16 protein-coding genes and 2 pseudogenes are annotated in these 16,093 nt (G+C 55.1%); 10 read left to right on the forward strand and 8 right to left on the reverse strand.

Features of this window, described 5'->3' with window-relative positions; all coding sequences use genetic code 11:
* Nucleotides 1–107: 107 nt before the first annotated feature.
* Nucleotides 108–1,841, forward strand: a complete 1,734-nt coding sequence (locus tag FPB55_RS15205) for an IlvD/Edd family dehydratase (RefSeq protein WP_009685863.1) — start codon at nucleotides 108–110, stop codon at nucleotides 1,839–1,841.
* Between the two features lie 177 nt (nucleotides 1,842–2,018).
* Complete coding sequence (locus FPB55_RS15210; protein WP_009685864.1) at nucleotides 2,019–2,741, forward strand: FadR/GntR family transcriptional regulator; 723 nt, start codon at nucleotides 2,019–2,021, stop codon at nucleotides 2,739–2,741.
* Nucleotides 2,742–2,761: 20 nt separating this feature from the next.
* On the opposite strand, the gene FPB55_RS15215 is transcribed toward FPB55_RS15210, so the two are convergent.
* Nucleotides 2,762–3,061, reverse strand: coding sequence for a hypothetical protein (locus FPB55_RS15215; RefSeq protein WP_029884935.1), 300 nt, complete (start codon nucleotides 3,059–3,061; stop codon nucleotides 2,762–2,764).
* 258 nt (nucleotides 3,062–3,319) lie between these two features.
* Nucleotides 3,320–3,718, reverse strand: a complete 399-nt coding sequence (locus FPB55_RS15220) for an NUDIX hydrolase (protein ID WP_009685866.1) — start codon at nucleotides 3,716–3,718, stop codon at nucleotides 3,320–3,322.
* Between the two features lie 377 nt (nucleotides 3,719–4,095).
* On the opposite strand from FPB55_RS15220, the gene FPB55_RS15225 reads away from it, so the two are divergent.
* Nucleotides 4,096–4,458 carry a YceK/YidQ family lipoprotein gene (locus FPB55_RS15225; protein ID WP_009685868.1) on the forward strand — a complete coding sequence of 121 codons (363 nt, stop codon included), beginning with the start codon at nucleotides 4,096–4,098 and terminating at the stop codon, nucleotides 4,456–4,458.
* A gap of 59 nt (nucleotides 4,459–4,517) precedes the next feature.
* Here the strand turns inward: FPB55_RS15225 and FPB55_RS15230 are convergent, their stop codons facing one another.
* The 3 genes from FPB55_RS15230 to FPB55_RS15240 all read right to left on the reverse strand — a co-directional run bounded on the left by FPB55_RS15230 (nucleotide 4,518) and on the right by FPB55_RS15240 (nucleotide 6,821).
* Complete coding sequence (locus tag FPB55_RS15230; RefSeq protein ID WP_009685869.1) at nucleotides 4,518–4,781, reverse strand: hypothetical protein; 264 nt, start codon at nucleotides 4,779–4,781, stop codon at nucleotides 4,518–4,520.
* A 157-nt stretch (nucleotides 4,782–4,938) separates the two neighbouring features.
* A complete protein-coding gene (locus tag FPB55_RS15235) occupies nucleotides 4,939–5,631 on the reverse strand; it encodes a lipopolysaccharide kinase InaA family protein (protein WP_238706591.1) in 693 nt (230 codons plus the stop codon).
* 245 nt (nucleotides 5,632–5,876) lie between these two features.
* Nucleotides 5,877–6,821: a GlxA family transcriptional regulator gene (locus tag FPB55_RS15240; protein ID WP_144188580.1), complete on the reverse strand. Its 945-nt coding sequence runs from the start codon at nucleotides 6,819–6,821 to the stop codon at nucleotides 5,877–5,879.
* Between the two features lie 105 nt (nucleotides 6,822–6,926).
* Between FPB55_RS15240 and FPB55_RS15245 the strand changes: the two are divergent.
* The 3 genes and pseudogenes from FPB55_RS15245 (at nucleotide 6,927) to FPB55_RS15255 (ending at nucleotide 9,067) form a co-directional block, all read left to right on the forward strand.
* Nucleotides 6,927–7,720: pseudogene (locus FPB55_RS15245) on the forward strand (SDR family oxidoreductase).
* Nucleotides 7,721–7,745: 25 nt separating this feature from the next.
* Entirely contained in the window at nucleotides 7,746–8,510 is a 765-nt protein-coding gene (locus FPB55_RS15250; protein WP_029884930.1) for an SDR family NAD(P)-dependent oxidoreductase, read from the forward strand.
* Between the two features lie 38 nt (nucleotides 8,511–8,548).
* Nucleotides 8,549–9,067, forward strand: a complete 519-nt coding sequence (locus tag FPB55_RS15255) for a carboxymuconolactone decarboxylase family protein (RefSeq protein ID WP_144188582.1) — start codon at nucleotides 8,549–8,551, stop codon at nucleotides 9,065–9,067.
* Between the two features lie 278 nt (nucleotides 9,068–9,345).
* Here the strand turns inward: FPB55_RS15255 and FPB55_RS15260 are convergent, their stop codons facing one another.
* Both FPB55_RS15260 and FPB55_RS15270 read right to left on the reverse strand, forming a co-directional pair.
* A complete protein-coding gene (locus FPB55_RS15260; RefSeq protein ID WP_225786098.1) occupies nucleotides 9,346–10,062 on the reverse strand; it encodes a hypothetical protein in 717 nt (238 codons plus the stop codon).
* Nucleotides 10,059–10,547, reverse strand: coding sequence for a glycoside hydrolase family 104 protein (locus FPB55_RS15270; protein WP_125854534.1), 489 nt, complete (start codon nucleotides 10,545–10,547; stop codon nucleotides 10,059–10,061). The genes FPB55_RS15260 and FPB55_RS15270 overlap by 4 nt, the downstream gene beginning before the upstream one ends.
* Before the next feature lie 327 nt (nucleotides 10,548–10,874).
* Here FPB55_RS15270 and FPB55_RS15275 point away from each other — a divergent pair.
* Nucleotides 10,875–11,123, forward strand: a pseudogene (locus tag FPB55_RS15275) (site-specific integrase); the annotation flags it as partial.
* A gap of 288 nt (nucleotides 11,124–11,411) precedes the next feature.
* Entirely contained in the window at nucleotides 11,412–12,749 is a 1,338-nt protein-coding gene (locus tag FPB55_RS15280) for a site-specific integrase (RefSeq protein WP_074859155.1), read from the forward strand.
* A 28-nt stretch (nucleotides 12,750–12,777) separates the two neighbouring features.
* Here the strand turns inward: FPB55_RS15280 and FPB55_RS15285 are convergent, their stop codons facing one another.
* On the reverse strand, nucleotides 12,778–13,869 hold the full coding sequence (locus FPB55_RS15285) for a hypothetical protein (RefSeq protein ID WP_144188584.1): 1,092 nt from the start codon (nucleotides 13,867–13,869) through the stop codon (nucleotides 12,778–12,780).
* A gap of 358 nt (nucleotides 13,870–14,227) precedes the next feature.
* Here FPB55_RS15285 and FPB55_RS26920 point away from each other — a divergent pair, with 358 nt between their 5' ends.
* A complete protein-coding gene (locus tag FPB55_RS26920; RefSeq protein ID WP_083393744.1) occupies nucleotides 14,228–14,584 on the forward strand; it encodes an AlpA family phage regulatory protein in 357 nt (118 codons plus the stop codon).
* Nucleotides 14,585–14,630: 46 nt separating this feature from the next.
* Nucleotides 14,631–16,046, forward strand: coding sequence for a YfjI family protein (locus FPB55_RS15295; RefSeq protein WP_144188586.1), 1,416 nt, complete (start codon nucleotides 14,631–14,633; stop codon nucleotides 16,044–16,046).
* The last annotated feature ends 47 nt before the right edge of the window (nucleotides 16,047–16,093 follow it).

Raw genomic sequence — 16,093 nt, forward strand, 5'->3', positions numbered from 1 at the left:
GATCATATAGTAATACTATTTGGAACAACAAGCCTTCACATGCGCGATTTAACGCAGTACAGTTAGGAAATAAACGACAAATAGTAATACTAATAAGGTCTCCCGATATGTCTGACGCCAAACGCCCCCTGCGCTCTGCCCAATGGTTCGGAACCGCCGACAAGAACGGCTTCATGTACCGCAGCTGGATGAAGAACCAGGGCATTCCGGACCATGAATTCCAGGGCAAGCCGATCATCGGCATCTGCAACACCTGGTCGGAGTTGACGCCGTGTAACGCGCATTTCCGCAAAATTGCCGAGCATGTGAAAAAAGGCGTGCTGGAGGCTGGCGGCTTCCCGGTGGAGTTCCCGGTGTTTTCCAGCGGCGAGTCCAACCTGCGCCCCACCGCCATGCTCACCCGCAACCTGGCGAGCATGGATGTGGAGGAAGCGATCCGCGGCAACCCGGTGGACGCCGTGGTGCTGCTGACAGGCTGCGACAAGACCACCCCGGCGCTGCTGATGGGCGCTGCCAGCTGCGACGTGCCGGCGATCGTGGTGACCGGCGGGCCGATGCTCAACGGCAAGCACAAGGGCAAGGACATTGGCGCCGGCACCATCGTCTGGCAGATGCACGAGGCCTACAAGGCCGGCCAGATCGACCTCAACGAGTTCCTTTCCGCCGAAGCTGGCATGTCGCGCTCGGCGGGCACCTGCAACACCATGGGCACCGCCTCGACCATGGCCTGCATGGCCGAAGCGCTGGGCACCTCCCTGCCCCACAATGCCGCCATCCCGGCAGTGGATGCCCGCCGCTATGTCCTTGCCCACCTTTCCGGCATGCGCATTGTCGATATGGTTCGCGAAGACCTGCGCCTGTCGAAAATCCTCACCCGCGAAGCCTTCGAGAACGCGATTCGCGTCAACGCCGCCATCGGCGGCTCGACCAACGCCGTTATCCACCTGAAGGCGATTGCCGGGCGCATTGGGGTAGACCTGCAACTGGAAGACTGGACCCGCGTTGGCCGCGGGACACCGACCTTGGTCGACCTGCAGCCATCGGGCCGCTTCCTGATGGAAGAGTTCTATTACGCCGGTGGCTTGCCCGCGGTCATCCGCCGCCTGGGCGAACATGGCCTGCTGCCCAACCCCAGCGCGCTGACGGCCAACGGCAACAGCCTGTGGGCCAACTGCCAGGCCGCGCCGTTATATGACGAAGCAGTGATACGCCCGCTGGCCAACCCACTGGTGGCCGATGGCGGTATCTGCATCTTGCGTGGCAACCTGGCGCCCAAGGGCGCGGTGCTCAAACCGTCAGCCGCCACCCCGGCGCTGATGCAGCACCGTGGCCGCGCCGTGGTGTTTGAAAACTTCGAAGACTACAAGGCCCGCATCAACGACCCTGAACTGGATGTAGACGCCAATTCGGTACTGGTGATGAAGTACTGCGGGCCCAAGGGCTACCCGGGCATGGCCGAAGTCGGCAACATGGGCCTGCCGGCGAAGTTGCTGGCCCAGGGCGTAACCGACATGGTGCGTATTTCGGACGCACGCATGAGCGGCACTGCCTACGGCACCGTGGTACTCCATGTGGCGCCCGAGGCCGCAGCAGGCGGGCCATTGGCCGCAGTGCGGGAAGGTGACTGGATCGAACTGGACTGCAAGGAGGGCCGGCTGCACCTGGATATCAGCGCCGAGGAACTTGCCGGCCGGCTTGCCGACCTGCAAGCCCCGCCGCAGTTGATCACTGGCGGGTATGCCAAGCTGTACCTGGACCATGTGATGCAGGCCGATGAAGGCTGCGATTTCGACTTCCTGGTGGGCTGCCGAGGGGCAGCGGTGCCCAAGCACTCCCACTGACCAGCCGCACCCCGCAATGAAGGAGCGGGCTCAGCCGCGAACACCGGCGAAGCCCGTTCCACCCACCACGCTGTTTCCCGCCGAACCAAGCCAAACTGCTGCGACCTCGCCAAAAGGCCGCCGCCCATTCACTGATGTTATGATGCTCCCCCGCTTGTAGGACCACCCGCGCCCCCCATGAACTACCGCCAGCCCTCCACGCGCAAGAGCATGCACACCACTCTGGTACAGGACCTCGGCCTGCAGATCGTCTCTGGCCAACTCGCGCCTGGGCAGAAGCTGCCCAATGAGGCCAGCCTGTGCGAAAGCTACGCGATCAGCCGGCCCGTGTTCCGCGAAGCGATGCGTGCGCTGACTGCCAAAGGCCTGGTCGAAGCCCGCCCCCGGGTCGGTACCCTGGTGCGGCCGCGCCATGACTGGCACATGCTTGACCCAGACGTGCTGCACTGGCTGATGCAGGCCACGCCGCAGAAGGACTTTTTCAATACCTTGTCCAGCGTACGCTGGGTCATCGAGCCCGCTGCCGCCGCGCTGGCCGCCACCAACGCTACGGCCGAAGATGTGCAGTCGATCAGCGAAGCGTATCAACGCATGGAAGCCGCGCGGACCCATGAAGAGCGGCTGCAACCGGACCTGGACTTCCACGCACGCATCGCCGACGCCACCCACAATGACCTGCTGGCCTACCTGTGCAACATGTTGTCCATGGCCCTGCGCGAATCAGTGCGCTATTCCAACCAGCGGCCAAACTTCGACCAGCTCGCCCTGCCCCGGCACAAGGCCATTTTGACCGCCATCCAGAATGGCGACGCACTCGGTGCACGCCATGCCTCGCTGGTACAGCTTGAGGATGCCCGCGTGGCGCTGAGCAAAGTATTGGGGCAGGACCCGACCAGCTAAGGCAGAAGGCCGTCGGGTGCTTATTGCAGGGCGGCCTTGGGGGGCACGGCAGACACCCCTGTTTCGGCTATCTGCCGCGCACGCATGCTGCCCCAGGCCAAGGCACGAACCAATGAACGCTTCGGCCAGCAGTCGTAGGCCTCTTCGTGCAATGCCATCCCGGAACGGGCATACACCCCCAGGAACATCTGCGTGGTCCCGCTGCGCGAAAGCCTGACCTGTACATCGATCCGGCTGCCGTCTGCCAGGGTTTCTTCATGGCTGCGATGGTTCAGCGCAGGGTCGACCCACGCCCAATACACGTTACCCCTCATCCGCATAGCGCCTCCAGCGATCGAAATTGGCTGTACCCCAAGCCGTGCGGCTTACCCTACTTTGGGATTAAGCCGATATAACTGGATCGACCGCCGGGCGTGCGTGTGTGCTGCAATTATTTATCAGCCGCATTTGCTATGATCTACCGTCAACCGGCCTGGGTGCGCTGCGTGCACGCTCAGCCCTGGCAACCTGCTGGATGCCAATGATGAGCAAGATGTGAGAAAGATGAGACCAGGCGCGATGCCGCTGCGCTGAAGTAACTAAGCGGTCAACGCAGGCAGTTGGCTTGATAGCAGCTCAGCGGCCCTAGCATTGAGAATGGCTGGGCTCAGCTTGTCTCTGAGCACCCATTTGCAGGCCACGATCTCATTGCGAGCCACGGGTTTTTCCTGATCATCGACATGCGTAGTGAACACATGGTGAATGGTTGACCCCAGCTGAAGGGTGCACAGGTGAAAGAGACCGTGGCCTTCAATGGACGTTTCCTCTTGCAGCTCCCGCGCAGCCGCTGCAACAGGCGACTCGCCCGGTTCGATAGCGCCGCCGGGGAAGTTCCACTTCCCGCTTTTTTTTCGTACCAGCAAGATCCTGCCGCTGCGCAGGCAGAGGACCGTTGCCCTGTCTTTGATCTTGGCTCCGCGCGCCTTCTTGTCCCGCATACACACACTCAGCTCGTCAGTAGGTCCATGTCCGTATCGTTGCAGCCAATAGAGACTTGCTTGCTGAAGACTCACTTCGGTGACGACTCGTTCACCCTGAACGGCACAAATCACAGGCTGAGCACGTTATTTTCACCTCATTTTCACGCCTGCAGAGGGACAATCTAGCCATCCCCATGTGAAACACCTCTAGCCCGACTAGCAGCGGGCTTTCTTTTGCCTCCAAGAAATAGAAGTCGCGGGCCTTGCTGGCATGGCGTGCCCTGAGGTGATCCAGAAGCGTCAGAAACGAACGAGGTATGATCACTAACCTTGTACGTGCAAGCGACGAATAGAGCTGATGCACAATGGCTGGCCATTGCAGAGGAGACAGCATCATGAGGCCATGGATCGGGATCATCATCGCAGCGGTGATAAGCGGATGTGGAACCGTGCGTACGGTATCGAATGAGTCAAAGGCAGTGGGCGATCTGGCTGAGTGGAACTCCTATTGCCCAGCCATTCCACGGATGTATAGCGGTGTAGCCTACCAATTTTGCAATTTGACTGGCCCTGAGAGAACTGGAGCCCATTCAGATCCGTACCAGATTCTGGTCGATATGGCGATGTCGGGCATTGCGGACACCGTTATGCTGCCCTACACCAGTTACCAGCAATACAAACTCGGCAACATGGTTGTGCCTAGCATAAACCCACAAATGCCCCAGGCACCGGCTCAAACCAGCCTTGCGCAGGAGTGAGCGGTGCACTAGGCGAACGGCCGTAGTACAACACTGCGGCAATCTCGACGCTGGATAGATCAGGATCTGCCGCGGATGGCCTCGAGGCGATCCCGACCAGCCTGTGTGATGGCGTTCTCCCCTTCATCGCTGATGCGATACCGGCCAGACGCCATCTTGGCGATTGTGAACTGGACCAGACCGCTTTCGGATAGGGCTTCGCCCGCTTCGAAGCTCATCGCCTGTTCCAGGTCGAAGATTTTGATTTCTCCGATTTTGTAGCGGGCGAAGGCTACCAGAGCGTTATCCAATGCTTGTTGGCTGATCTTTCGAGCGACTTCCATTCGACCTCCCAGGTCATGAGAGTCCCGGTCCGTGGGATTGGCGACAACGCACCGGGGGGGGTTGTTGAAGGCGGACCGTACTATGCAACCAGGGAAGTCGCTACTGGCTTTCCATCCATGCTGGATGGGTGGGCAGGTCATGGAGCACAACGGGCTGTCAAAGCAATACATCGGCTTTTGTGCCGAACGAATGCCTGTAGCCCCGGCAGAACGCCCCCCACTCTTCGCCATCCCAGCCTGACCGACGCTTGACCTGCCGCAAGTCATGGCGGGCGGCCTGTTTGGCGCTGAAGCGCTTTCTGGCCTTTTCCAGGTCTAGCAAGGCGACAGCCACGCCTGGCGCCCTGAAATCGACGAAGACATGTTTCAGATACAAGCAACCGTGCTGCCACTTTCCAAGATTCAGCTTGCCAAGTGCTCGGCCATAGGCTTCAAGAATTTCGAGATAGCGATGATGCCCTAGCGTTTTTTCCAGCTGCCGGGCACGGAAGTCTTCGAGCGACACATAGCCCTCCAGCGCCGCCGTGACCATCACGGCATGCCACTCTCCCTGGTGTTTATGAATATGGCTGTACACAAGCTCGGGCGTACCAACCCCCAGCGCTGTGGCAGCACGCACAGCCTTTGCCTCGCGTGCAACGGTCGGATGGCCGAAAGGGTAACGCAGGCTTCGATAGACATGCCCGACCTGCTGCTTTTTATAGAACGTCAGCCCGCCCAGTTCCACCCGCAACACACCGCTCTCACCTCCCCTGCGGACATTAGGCGGCTCTACCCACACGCCCGGAGCGTTGAGAACATCTGCCAGCAGTAACTCGCCAAGCTTCACATCGGTCGGATTTGCAGTCACGGAACACCTTCACGCTTGGCGCCAATTTGGCTGAAATATCTTGAAAACAACAGTGAAAGTATATGGAAATCGAAGGGAAATCAGGGTGGCAGAACTGACACAACACCTATCCATTCGGCCAACACTTACGAGCTGCGGCTGGAGAGCTCGTGGCCTGTGCAGCATGCGCTTGCTTGCGAGCGATGAAGCCAGACCAGGCCCTGCAGGTTCGATCGCGGCCAAATCACATCGTTCAGGTGGCGTGCCTATCCGATCCGCCTCGCATCGCGGCGCACGGCTTGCGGGGGCACACCAAAACCTCGGATAAATACCTCACGCATGTGTCGACGATCCCTGAACCCGGTTTCCCTTGCGACCGTGTCCAGGCTGTGGCGACTCTGTTCGATCATTAGCCGAGCGGCCTCCAGCCGTAGGCTTTCCACCGCTTTTGCAGGGGACTGCCCGGTTTCGGCGGTGAACACCCGGGTGAATTGCCTTGGGCTCAGGTGCGCAACCTCTGCGAGCTCTTCAACACTCAACGCCTTGTTCAAATGCTTGCTTGCATAGTCCAGAGCGCTTTGAATGCGATCAGACTTGGGCGCCAGGGCAAGCAACTCAGAGTGCTGGGATTGCCCCCCCGACCGGCGCTGGTGCATGACGAGCCTATGAGCTACCGACTTGGCAACCTCCGCCCCCAAATCCTTCTCCACCATCCCGATTGCCATGTCCAGACCTGCGGTCATTCCCGCAGAGGTCCAGACAGGGCCGTCCACAATGAAGATCCGATCCTCTTCCACCTCAATGCTCGGGTGCATGCTTTGAAGCGCTTTGGCATAGGCCCAGTGGGTAGTCGCGCGCCGGTTATCGAGCACACCTGCTTGAGCCAGGACGAAAGCGCCGGTGCAGATGCCCGCGATGCGCCTGGCGCTCTGGGCAAACCCCTGCACGCTCGACAGCACCTGGGCAGAGGGTGGCGTAAGCGGCGTGAGTGTCCCAGTGATCATCCAGCTATCTGCAAGCCCTGGGGCATCCAATGCCAGCGTGTCGATGTGCATGCCCAGGGAGGACCGAATGATCCCGCCCGATACCGAATAGTTCTGGATCCGGTACACAGGCTCGCCCGCGACCAGGTTCGCGAACTCAAAAACCGCCTGGGTGGCCAGTGACATGACCTGAAATCCGTCTGTGACCAAGTAGCCGATTCGATGCATGACCCTGCTCCATTAGCAATGTCCTAAAACATGACTATAAGCGTCATTTAAGACAAATCTGTTTTTTTGCATCATGGCTCCACACCCAACCCACGGAGCTGGACCATGACCCAGGAATACAAAGGCACCGCCCTGATCACAGGCGCATCCACCGGCATCGGCGCCATTTTTGCAGACCGCCTGGCCCAACGTGGCTATGACCTGGTACTGGTCGCCCGCAATCGTGACCGCCTGAACGCGCTTGCCAGCCGCATCACCAACCAGACTCAGCAGAGCGTTGAAGTCTTCCCCGCTGACCTGGCCAACCCAGCGGACCTGACGCGAGTTGAACGCAAATTGCGCGAAGACGCCAGCATCAACCTGTTGGTCAACAACGCCGGCATCGGCACACACACCCGTTTGCTGGACAGCGACGTCGAGCGCATGGCCGAGATGATCAGCCTCAACGTTACTGCACTCACTCGGCTGACTTACGCCACAGTTCCAGGCTTCATCGCTCGCCAACAGGGCGCGATCATCAATATTTCATCGATCGTCAGCCTGGCACCGGAAATGCTCAATGGCGTGTATGGCGCAAGCAAAGCGTACGTCACGGCCTTCACACAGTCACTGCACAAAGAGCTGGCAGACCAGGGCATCAAGGTTCAGGCGGTGTTGCCAGGCGCTACGGCTACCGACTTCTGGGAGATCGGGGGCTGCCCGTCGAGAACCTTGATCCCAACATCGTGATGTCGGCAAGCGACCTGGTAAGTGGCGCCCTTCAAGACTTCGACAACGGTGTGCTGATCTCCATCCCGGCCATGCAGGACATACAGCATTTCGAGCGGTACGAAAGCAGCCGCACGGCGCTGTTCGGACACCTCTCCAACAATAAACTCGCCCCGCGTTACGGCGTTTGATCAATCCATTGAAAGGAAACAAATCATGAAAACCAGCGCCAACACCCTCTTCATTACTGGCGGTACCTCGGGCATCGGCCGCGCGCTGGCCGAAGCGTTCCACCAGCGTGGAAACAAGGTCATCATCGCGGGCCGACGCCAATCGTTGCTGGATGAAATCGCCAGCTCCCATCCCGGCATCGACACCGTTCAGCTGGATATCAATGACCCCCAGCAAATCAAGGATGTGGCACAGGAGGTTATCCGTCGCCATCCCTCGCTGAACGTCATCATCAACAATGCCGGCATCATGCCTTTCGACTACCCAGGCTCCGGCGATCTTGACGATGAGCAGGCTGTACGGCTGCTGCAGACCAACCTGTTGGGCCCGGTGCGTGTTAGCGCCGCGTTTGTCGAACACCTCAAGCGCCAGCCTGATGCCTTCATCATCAACAACAGCTCGGTGCTGGCCTATCTGCCACTGGCGGCGACAGCCCTCTACTCGGCAACCAAAGCCGCGATTCACTCCTACTCGCTGTCGCAACGTTTTGCCCTGCGCGCTACCAGCGTCAAGGTGCTGGAAATAGCACCGCCGTGGGTCGACACCGATCTGATCCACAAAAGTGGTGATGAACGCGCCATGCCGCTGGACGACTTTATCCAGGAAACCCTGGAAAAACTGGAGACAGCAACAACCGAAGTACTGGTTGACCGCGTCGTGCCACTGCGCGCCAACCAAGGGCCAAACGAGCACGAACTGATCAACCAGTTCAACCAGGCGCTGGCCGACAACCCTATCCCTGTGGCCTGAACAGGCACGCATTGGACAACCTGGAAGGAAGCAAAATCATGACCCGAATTGCTGCTTTGCCCCTTGACCAAACGCCAGCCGCTGCGCGCACTGCCCTTCAGGGCATTGAAAAAGGCTTGGGTTTCCTCCCCAACGCTTTCGCTACCCTGGCTCACTCGCCAGCAGCCTTGGCAGGCTATCTCGCGCTGTCACAAGCGCTGAGCAGGAACAGCCTCACACCGGCCGAACGTGAAGTGGCGGCACTGGCGGCTTCTGAAGTTAATGGATGCGACTATTGCGTCGCGGCTCACAGCTTCTTCGGTGGGAAGACCGGACTGAGCGCTGATGACCTGCTGGCAGCGCGGGCCGGCACGCTGAATGCAGTCGCTGCACTGGCTCGGGCTACAACGCTCAGCCGCGGCCAAGTGAGTGACGAGCAGCTCTCGAACGCACGGGAAGCAGGGTTGGACGATGCAAAAATCGTCGACGTGATCGCGCAGGTCTCGCTGCTGACGTTGACGAACTACCTGAACAACTTGGCGCAAACAGACATCGACTTTCCACCGAAAGCGACCTGATCTGCCCCCTTACTCAAGCGACCTCTGCGCCCCCGCCTGAGGCGATCAGCCACTGCACCAAGGCTGGTTGCCTTACGCGCCCTCCCCCTCAGACACCGCCATGAAGCACGCACGCTCTACTGTAGGAGCGGCCTTGCGTCGCGACCGGACCGCAAAGCGGTCCCCGGCTCACCAGCCCCGTTCAGCAATGCCAAACTCAAGAAAAAAATAAGCACTCCTGACAAAATTTCCCCGTTCGCCTGCCAGCAATACTTCACCAAGCCAATCTTGCCGAAGGTTCACGGCTTTATCAGCGGCTCAATGCCGATCCATTTCTTCACCGGGTGATAACACAACTGCAGTGGCGGAATCGCCACTGTGCGCCCCTGCACCTGCAAACTGCCCAGGTGAATGGTCCACTTGGAATCAGCCTTCAGCTTGTCCGTCTGGAAGATCACATACGCCGAGCCGTAGCGGTTGTTGTTGGTGAGCTTGGGAATCATCCGGTGCACTTCATCGCTGTTGATGTCGTACGGGGACGGCCTGGCAGCCCGCTCATTCACTGAGGGATAGTCGTGGATATCGTTGAGGCCCACGTACACCTCGGGCCGCGCATTCAGACGCGAGCCGTCTTCGAAAATGATGTAGGCCTGGCGGCTGTCGTACAGCACCGGAATCGGCGATTCACCACGTTTTGAGTCGGTGGACGGGCGCTGGCGGTCCTTGTTGTAGGCGATCATCTGCACGAAGAATTCTGGGCGCGGGTATTCCTCGCCTGGGTACTGCACGTGCAGGCCTTGCTCGTAACGCTTTTCACCCCATTGTTCTTCGGTTCTGGCCTGGGCCGCGGCGCGCCGGTCGCGCTCAGCTACCTGCAGGCGGTAATCTGACAGTTCGGTTCGGGCCTCGGCCGTCTCGCCCTGGGCGACCACCACGCGGTACTGCTGTCCGCCAGCGACCAGCACCAGCGCGATCAACCACCAGCACCAGGCAGGCACAGCGGCCAGCCAGTTCATGCCAGCGCTCCGCCGAGCTCTACCCAGCGCTCGAGCAACTTGTCCAGGCGGTGCGGGTTTTGCCCATAGCTGTTGCCCGGAAAGCTGGCCCAAATGTTCGAGCACTTGGCGATCGCCTCCTGGATGCGGTCGGCTTTGACATCGTCGAGGGCGCGGCGCTCCCTGATCTGCTGCAGCGCTACCCGGTCCTGGTTTTCCGGAGCGAATCCGCCGGACAGCCTCAGGCTCACGCGGTAAGCGTCCCAGTAGCGCTCGAGCAACTGATACCGTCCGGCGGCCGTGCTGGTGACCGGCTTGCCGTTTATGGGAAAAGTCAGCTTGCGGCGCGGGTGATCGGCATAGCCTTGAAACAGCCCACCGCCGTACACCACGTTGTAGCCATCATCACTGCCTTTGACGGTAGAGGTGCTTTCTGAAAAGGCGATCAGATCCAGAAACCGGAGCACATTCGCGCCTCCGGCCTGGGATTCGGTGAGTCTGGCCATGGTTCTCCAAGCAAAAAGAAACCCGCACTTGGCGGGCATGAATGTGTCTTTTAGGCTGCTAAATCGTCAAATGTGCATTGACTTATGTGCGAGGCAGGATATGAAAAAAGGATTGTTGGTACTTGGGTTTGGGATCTGTTTGCTAGGCGGTTGCTCTCATTTCTCCAATAGCACTTATGGGAGCCCTACCCACGCACACAATATCGCGTGCGATGACACCCCGCCGAATCAACCTGGTTGTTACAACCGCCAGTACCAAGAAGGCATTCTCAACAAGCTGGTTGATTCCTTTAGCGAAGGACGTTGATGCCTGCTGTATAGTTGATCTTGCGGCCGGCACACCCTGGGTTCGCTTCGATCAGGGTCCACGACTTGAAGCACCCTTTCGGCAGACGCCTGAAAGCAGCTGGTGTAACAGAGGAAGATCGGAAGTCGCTACTTGGTCACAAGAACGGAAGCGTGACCAGTCACTATTCTGGCGCGGAGCTGGGGCAGTTGATAGAGGCGGCAAACAAAGTTTCAGCGACGGACTCGCGTGGGCCGGTACTGACCATTTTGAAGAGGAGGCAGGCGTAAAAACCTGAGAAGTCACGCAAAAGTCACGCACATGAAAAAGGCCACTCCTTTCGGAAATGGCCTAAGTCATTGAAATATATGGTCGGGACGGAGTGATTCGAACACTCGACCCCTTGCACCCCATAAAGGTAAATTATCTACCAACGTAATCCAAAGAAATCCAAAAATTGCCTTATAACCCCTTTAAAATGGGGCCTCCAACAGGTTCCACTGTCCAATCGATTGCTATACCATCCAATCAAAGCCTACGAGAAACGGTGACCATACGGTGACCAAGCTAGGAATACGATGGCAACGATAACTGACAAGCAAATGGCTGCTAAGCCTGCAAAACCAACCTGGTTGATTGAAGATGCTCCTCGTGGATGCGGTCGCTTCATGGCAAGGCTCAGGCCAAACGGTGAGCGACACTTCTACTTCCGCTATACGAACTCAAGCAGCGAGCGCGTCTTTCTTCCGCTGGGCGTCTATGACCCTGCCGGAATAGACGGCCTGACCCTAAAAGAAGCCAGAGCTAAAGCAGGTGAACTTTCACGCCTCTATCAAGGAGGCGTTCGTGATCTGCGCGAACACTTCCAGGCAGAAGAAGAAGCGAGGACAGCCGCAAGAGAAGCGGAGCAAAAGCGCCTTGCTGCCGAGAAGGCTGCATTTGAGGCGGCTGAAGCCAAGCAAGCGGCAAGAAAAACAGTTCAAGACCTCTTTGACCACTGGGCCAAGGTTGATCTGATAAACCGAAAAGATGGCGGAGATGAGGTACGTCGGATGTTCAAAAAGGACGTCCTCCCCCTGCTTGGGACATTGCCACTTGAAGAAGTCCGCAAAGGCCACATCACCGAAGTAACTGACGCATTGTTGGCCCGAGGCGTGAACCGCATGGCTAAGTTGATTTTCAGCCTGATGCGCCAAATGTTTCGATTTGCCGTAGATCGAGATCTGCTTGAGCATGATCCCACCGCAAGCATCCGGAAAGCCAAGATCGGCGGGAAAGATGTCGAGCGGGACAGAGTACTCAGCGATGAAGAAATATCTTCGCTTGCGAAGCTTTTGCCAGACGCAGGCCTTCTCGTTTCAACTGAGGCCGCTATATGGATTGCCTTATCCACATGCTGCCGAATAGGCGAACTCATGAATGCTCGCTGGGAAAATGTCGATCTAAAAGCAGGGATATGGCTTATTCCTGCTGAAGATAGCAAGAATGGGAAGGCTCACACAGTAACGCTATCCAATTTTTCAAGATATCAATTCGAAAGAATAAAAGCAATTTCAGGTAAATGCCAATGGTGCTATCCAAACACCAAAAAGACAGGACCTGTCTGCTCCAAAACAGTCACCAAGCAACTTGGTGATAGGCAACGGAAACCAGATCAAGCCACAATGAGCAACCGAAGCGCCAACTCTCACGCTCTTCTACTAAAAGGAGGCAAGTGGACACCTCATGACCTGAGACGGACAGGAGCTACGATCATGACAGCTTTAGGCGTTTTGCCGGAGGTAGCCGAGAGATGCCTTAATCACACGGAGGAAAACAAAGTAAAAAGAACTTACCAAAGACATAGCTACTCAAAAGAGATGTCAGAAGCCTGGAACTTACTTGGCGCGCACCTGCAAAAAATAACGGAACAGTAAATAAACACCAAACATCTTAGATGCTACGTTATTTTATCAAAGTCCGCGCAGCCTTATTTTCGATAATAAAATCGAGAATGAATTGACGCAAACCATCTAGATCAAAGGCATCACCAAGCCCCGACTTTGAAATCCCAACCAAAACATCATCCGCTATAATTCGTGAAATTTCATAATTTTGACTCTGTCTGCTTTTGAATTTTCTAACCTCAAGCACACTCAAAATAACAGACTCAACAATTTTAATATCACTTTGTTTTAGACGACCACGCCTAGGTGCACCCCCACCTTTAATGGCGCGAGACCTTATTTCAGGCGAGACCCCAGAATAGATTTGCTCAAGATAATCTATAAACTTCTCAGCACGCAGACACTCAGCAGAATAATCATCATTCATTCCTTCACGCAAACAGCGATATGCACTAGCCATGCTAAAGCGAACAACATGAATAAGATCTTTCTCACGACGAGAGCTTCTACCAGGTCTTTCCGCTCTCGCACACAACTCATTCAGATATAAATCAAAATTATCAATTTCATCTATTTCGCTTTCTGCCACACCAAGCATTGACTGCATAAATTCCGAATACATACCAACGCCATCAAAGTACCTAGGATACCTATCCAGCACGGCACGCGCCCGATGGCAGAGCGCATCAAATCGCCCATAAGACTCTATATGAGATTCATTAATTTCATCTTCAGCCAATCTACGCCTTTGCTCATGAACCCAGTTATTTAAAATACTTAAGGAACTACATTCACCCATGTGAAGATCATCATCATCCAATTTAGCCACTTCATCCCAAGCCTCTCGTATAGAAACCCACTTGAAACCTGCAGCATCTATGTCGCCACCTACATATTTCATCAAAAAATTAACAAGGGTTCCACTCTTAACAAATATCAAGTGGAGCGGTATAAGAATAAATTCAGCATTAATACAGAAATCATCAACCAACCTAGAGCGCACCAACTTTGTCGGCGCGCAACCAGGACTCAGCTCCCATCTCAAGAATAACCCCTCAGAATAGTTAATTTCTTTAGGCAGTAAAACTTCAAAAGAGTCATTAGTAATCAATACACCGTAATGAGCAGCTTTCGGCACAGCAAGCCTCATAAGCCTATCTCCACAATTTCACAATAAGCCTAGCACTCCCCTTCCCCAGGCCGTACAAGACAAACGCCTGAGAGGCACACAGCTTCATCATCCGTGCCACCCAAGTCTATGCCATCACGCCTGCTCGCTTTCTGCATCCCCGAAAGAGGAAGCGCTAAAAGCCAGCGATAGCTGCGATAGCAGTCGCAGCTATCGCTGGCTTTTGATACCTCCCCCGACCGAAAACACAAACGGACTACCACAAACCCTTAGTCATTTCAAGGCCAGTGCTTGCAGGTAAAAAATTACCGCTAAGTACAAGCGGTGTAAGCCCATGGGCACAGGAATAGCATCGCCTCACCAACTCGGAGGCAATCAAATGACCAACACCCGCGAATCAGAGGCGAAGAATTTCGAAGGGGATCCAACCGTTCTATTTCGAGTCGAGCACTTCGCCAATGCACACAAATCACTATCCAAACTACGGAAAAAGGAGACGAACGCACATACAGAAAAAACATCCTCCCCCCAAATCATTCGGCTTAGTCAGCTAACGCAGATGCTATCGATTTCTCGATCCTGCGTTTATGACTGGCTGAATCCAAAGTCACCCAGGCACGACCCATCCTTTCCGAAACAAGTTCGGCTCTCAGGGCGCAAAAGTGGCGGCGCAGTAGGTTGGCGATTGGAATCAGTTATCGCATGGCTAAACAATCGCGAGCAACCAGATATCTAAACATCACCATAGAAACTTTGAATACAAGCCAAAGAGAGAAAATAAAATGAATCAAAACATCACCAATGAAACAATCCTTACTGCACTCAATGAGTTCCCCTTGCTTAAAGATATGCTTATTGAGGTAGCCGAAGCAACACAAGCACCATTGGAGTTGGTGTTAGCCTCAGCGCTTTCAACTATTTCGCTCTTATGCCAACCACTGATTGATGTAGAGCGACCAGGAAAAATGATCGGGCCGGTCTCTCTAATGGTCATCAGCATTGCACAATCCGGAGAAAGAAAGTCAACAGTTGAAAGCATGTTTATGGGTGCCGTCCGGGTATTTATAATAAATGCGATTAAAGCACATGAAAAAGAGTTACTTGTATGGCGAATCAAATCAGAAGCCTGGGAAGCAAGAAAGCGCAAAATCATTAAAGAGATGAGCGATCATCCTGAGACCGACCCAGCGTACAAACATTTTGAAAATGAATTAATTCTCCATCACGAACTGAAACCCGAACGGCCGCGCGCATTCAATCCAATCTATGAAGACGCCACTACCGCAGCTCTTCTCAAGGGAATGCGTCTTGACTGCCCTTGGGCAGCATTGATGTCAAGTGAAGGAATTTCTGCCTTAAAGGGAGTATTTAATGATTTCGGGAAAATTAATGCGCTATGGACAGGTAGCACCATTGATGTAGCAAGGGCAACCGTAGAAGGATGCTCACTAAATGATGCCCGTCTAACCATAGGAATTATGATTCAACCACAAATACTAAAGGAATATCTTGAGGGGAAGGGAGATCGCGCTCGATCTGTAGGCTTACTATCTCGCGCCTTAGTCTTTAACCCAGAGTCGACTCAAGGAAAGCGATTCATTAACAAACGACCAATAAACAAAGAAGTCATTGCGCGCTACCAGTCACGAGCAAACCAACTTCTTGAAAAAAGTATTCAACGACTTCGTAACATCACAGAAGAGAAGGAAATCATCAAGTTCTCTTCAAGCGCCGCCGAATACTGGACAGAATCATATAACAATATCGAATACGAACTACAAAAAGGTGGCAAGTATGAACGATCAAAAGATCACGCATCCAAGCTTAGCGAGAACATCGCCAGAGTTGCTGCTCTCTTGCACTACTTTGAACTTGGCAATGGCATTATTTCATTAGCAGAGCTCAAGTCAGCAGAGAAAATCGTACTTGAGTGCTCAAAAACATTCCGAAACGAGTTCACCTTCATGCCTAACATCATCAGCGATGCAGAAACCCTACACGCCTGGCTACAATCAAACTGCAAACATTCACCACTATTTAACTGGGTCGAAAAAAATACAGTCCTGTACAAAGGCCCAGGGAAATTCCGAACAATTTCGAAGTTAAACCCACTCCTCGACTGCCTTGAGGCCCAAGGAAAAATTACTGTTGACTACACTAAAAAACCTGTACGAATTATACTAAAACTCAACAGCTAGTGAACCAACTTCAAAACCGGCCTTGCGCCGGTTTATTTATTTTTCTT

This window comes from Pseudomonas sp. BJP69 (genome assembly GCF_007633355.1).
GTDB lineage: Bacteria > Pseudomonadota > Gammaproteobacteria > Pseudomonadales > Pseudomonadaceae > Aquipseudomonas > Aquipseudomonas juntendi.

Bases quoted from the DNA above. Each gene is read 5' to 3' on its own strand.
- FPB55_RS15285 (WP_144188584.1), bottom strand. From the start codon at position 13,869: ATGAGGCTTGCTGTGCCGAAAGCTGCTCATTACGGTGTATTGATTACT.
- FPB55_RS15270 (WP_125854534.1), bottom strand. From the start codon at position 10,547: ATGGCCAGACTCACCGAATCCCAGGCCGGAGGCGCGAATGTGCTCCGG.
- FPB55_RS15280 (WP_074859155.1), top strand. From the start codon at position 11,412: ATGGCAACGATAACTGACAAGCAAATGGCTGCTAAGCCTGCAAAACCA.
- FPB55_RS15210 (WP_009685864.1), top strand. From the start codon at position 2,019: ATGAACTACCGCCAGCCCTCCACGCGCAAGAGCATGCACACCACTCTG.
- FPB55_RS26920 (WP_083393744.1), top strand. From the start codon at position 14,228: ATGACCAACACCCGCGAATCAGAGGCGAAGAATTTCGAAGGGGATCCA.
- FPB55_RS15240 (WP_144188580.1), bottom strand. From the start codon at position 6,821: ATGCATCGAATCGGCTACTTGGTCACAGACGGATTTCAGGTCATGTCA.
- FPB55_RS15255 (WP_144188582.1), top strand. From the start codon at position 8,549: ATGACCCGAATTGCTGCTTTGCCCCTTGACCAAACGCCAGCCGCTGCG.
- FPB55_RS15230 (WP_009685869.1), bottom strand. From the start codon at position 4,781: ATGGAAGTCGCTCGAAAGATCAGCCAACAAGCATTGGATAACGCTCTG.
- FPB55_RS15205 (WP_009685863.1), top strand. From the start codon at position 108: ATGTCTGACGCCAAACGCCCCCTGCGCTCTGCCCAATGGTTCGGAACC.
- FPB55_RS15220 (WP_009685866.1), bottom strand. From the start codon at position 3,718: ATGCGGGACAAGAAGGCGCGCGGAGCCAAGATCAAAGACAGGGCAACG.
- FPB55_RS15215 (WP_029884935.1), bottom strand. From the start codon at position 3,061: ATGCGGATGAGGGGTAACGTGTATTGGGCGTGGGTCGACCCTGCGCTG.
- FPB55_RS15295 (WP_144188586.1), top strand. From the start codon at position 14,631: ATGAATCAAAACATCACCAATGAAACAATCCTTACTGCACTCAATGAG.
- FPB55_RS15250 (WP_029884930.1), top strand. From the start codon at position 7,746: ATGAAAACCAGCGCCAACACCCTCTTCATTACTGGCGGTACCTCGGGC.
- FPB55_RS15260 (WP_225786098.1), bottom strand. From the start codon at position 10,062: ATGAACTGGCTGGCCGCTGTGCCTGCCTGGTGCTGGTGGTTGATCGCG.
- FPB55_RS15225 (WP_009685868.1), top strand. From the start codon at position 4,096: ATGAGGCCATGGATCGGGATCATCATCGCAGCGGTGATAAGCGGATGT.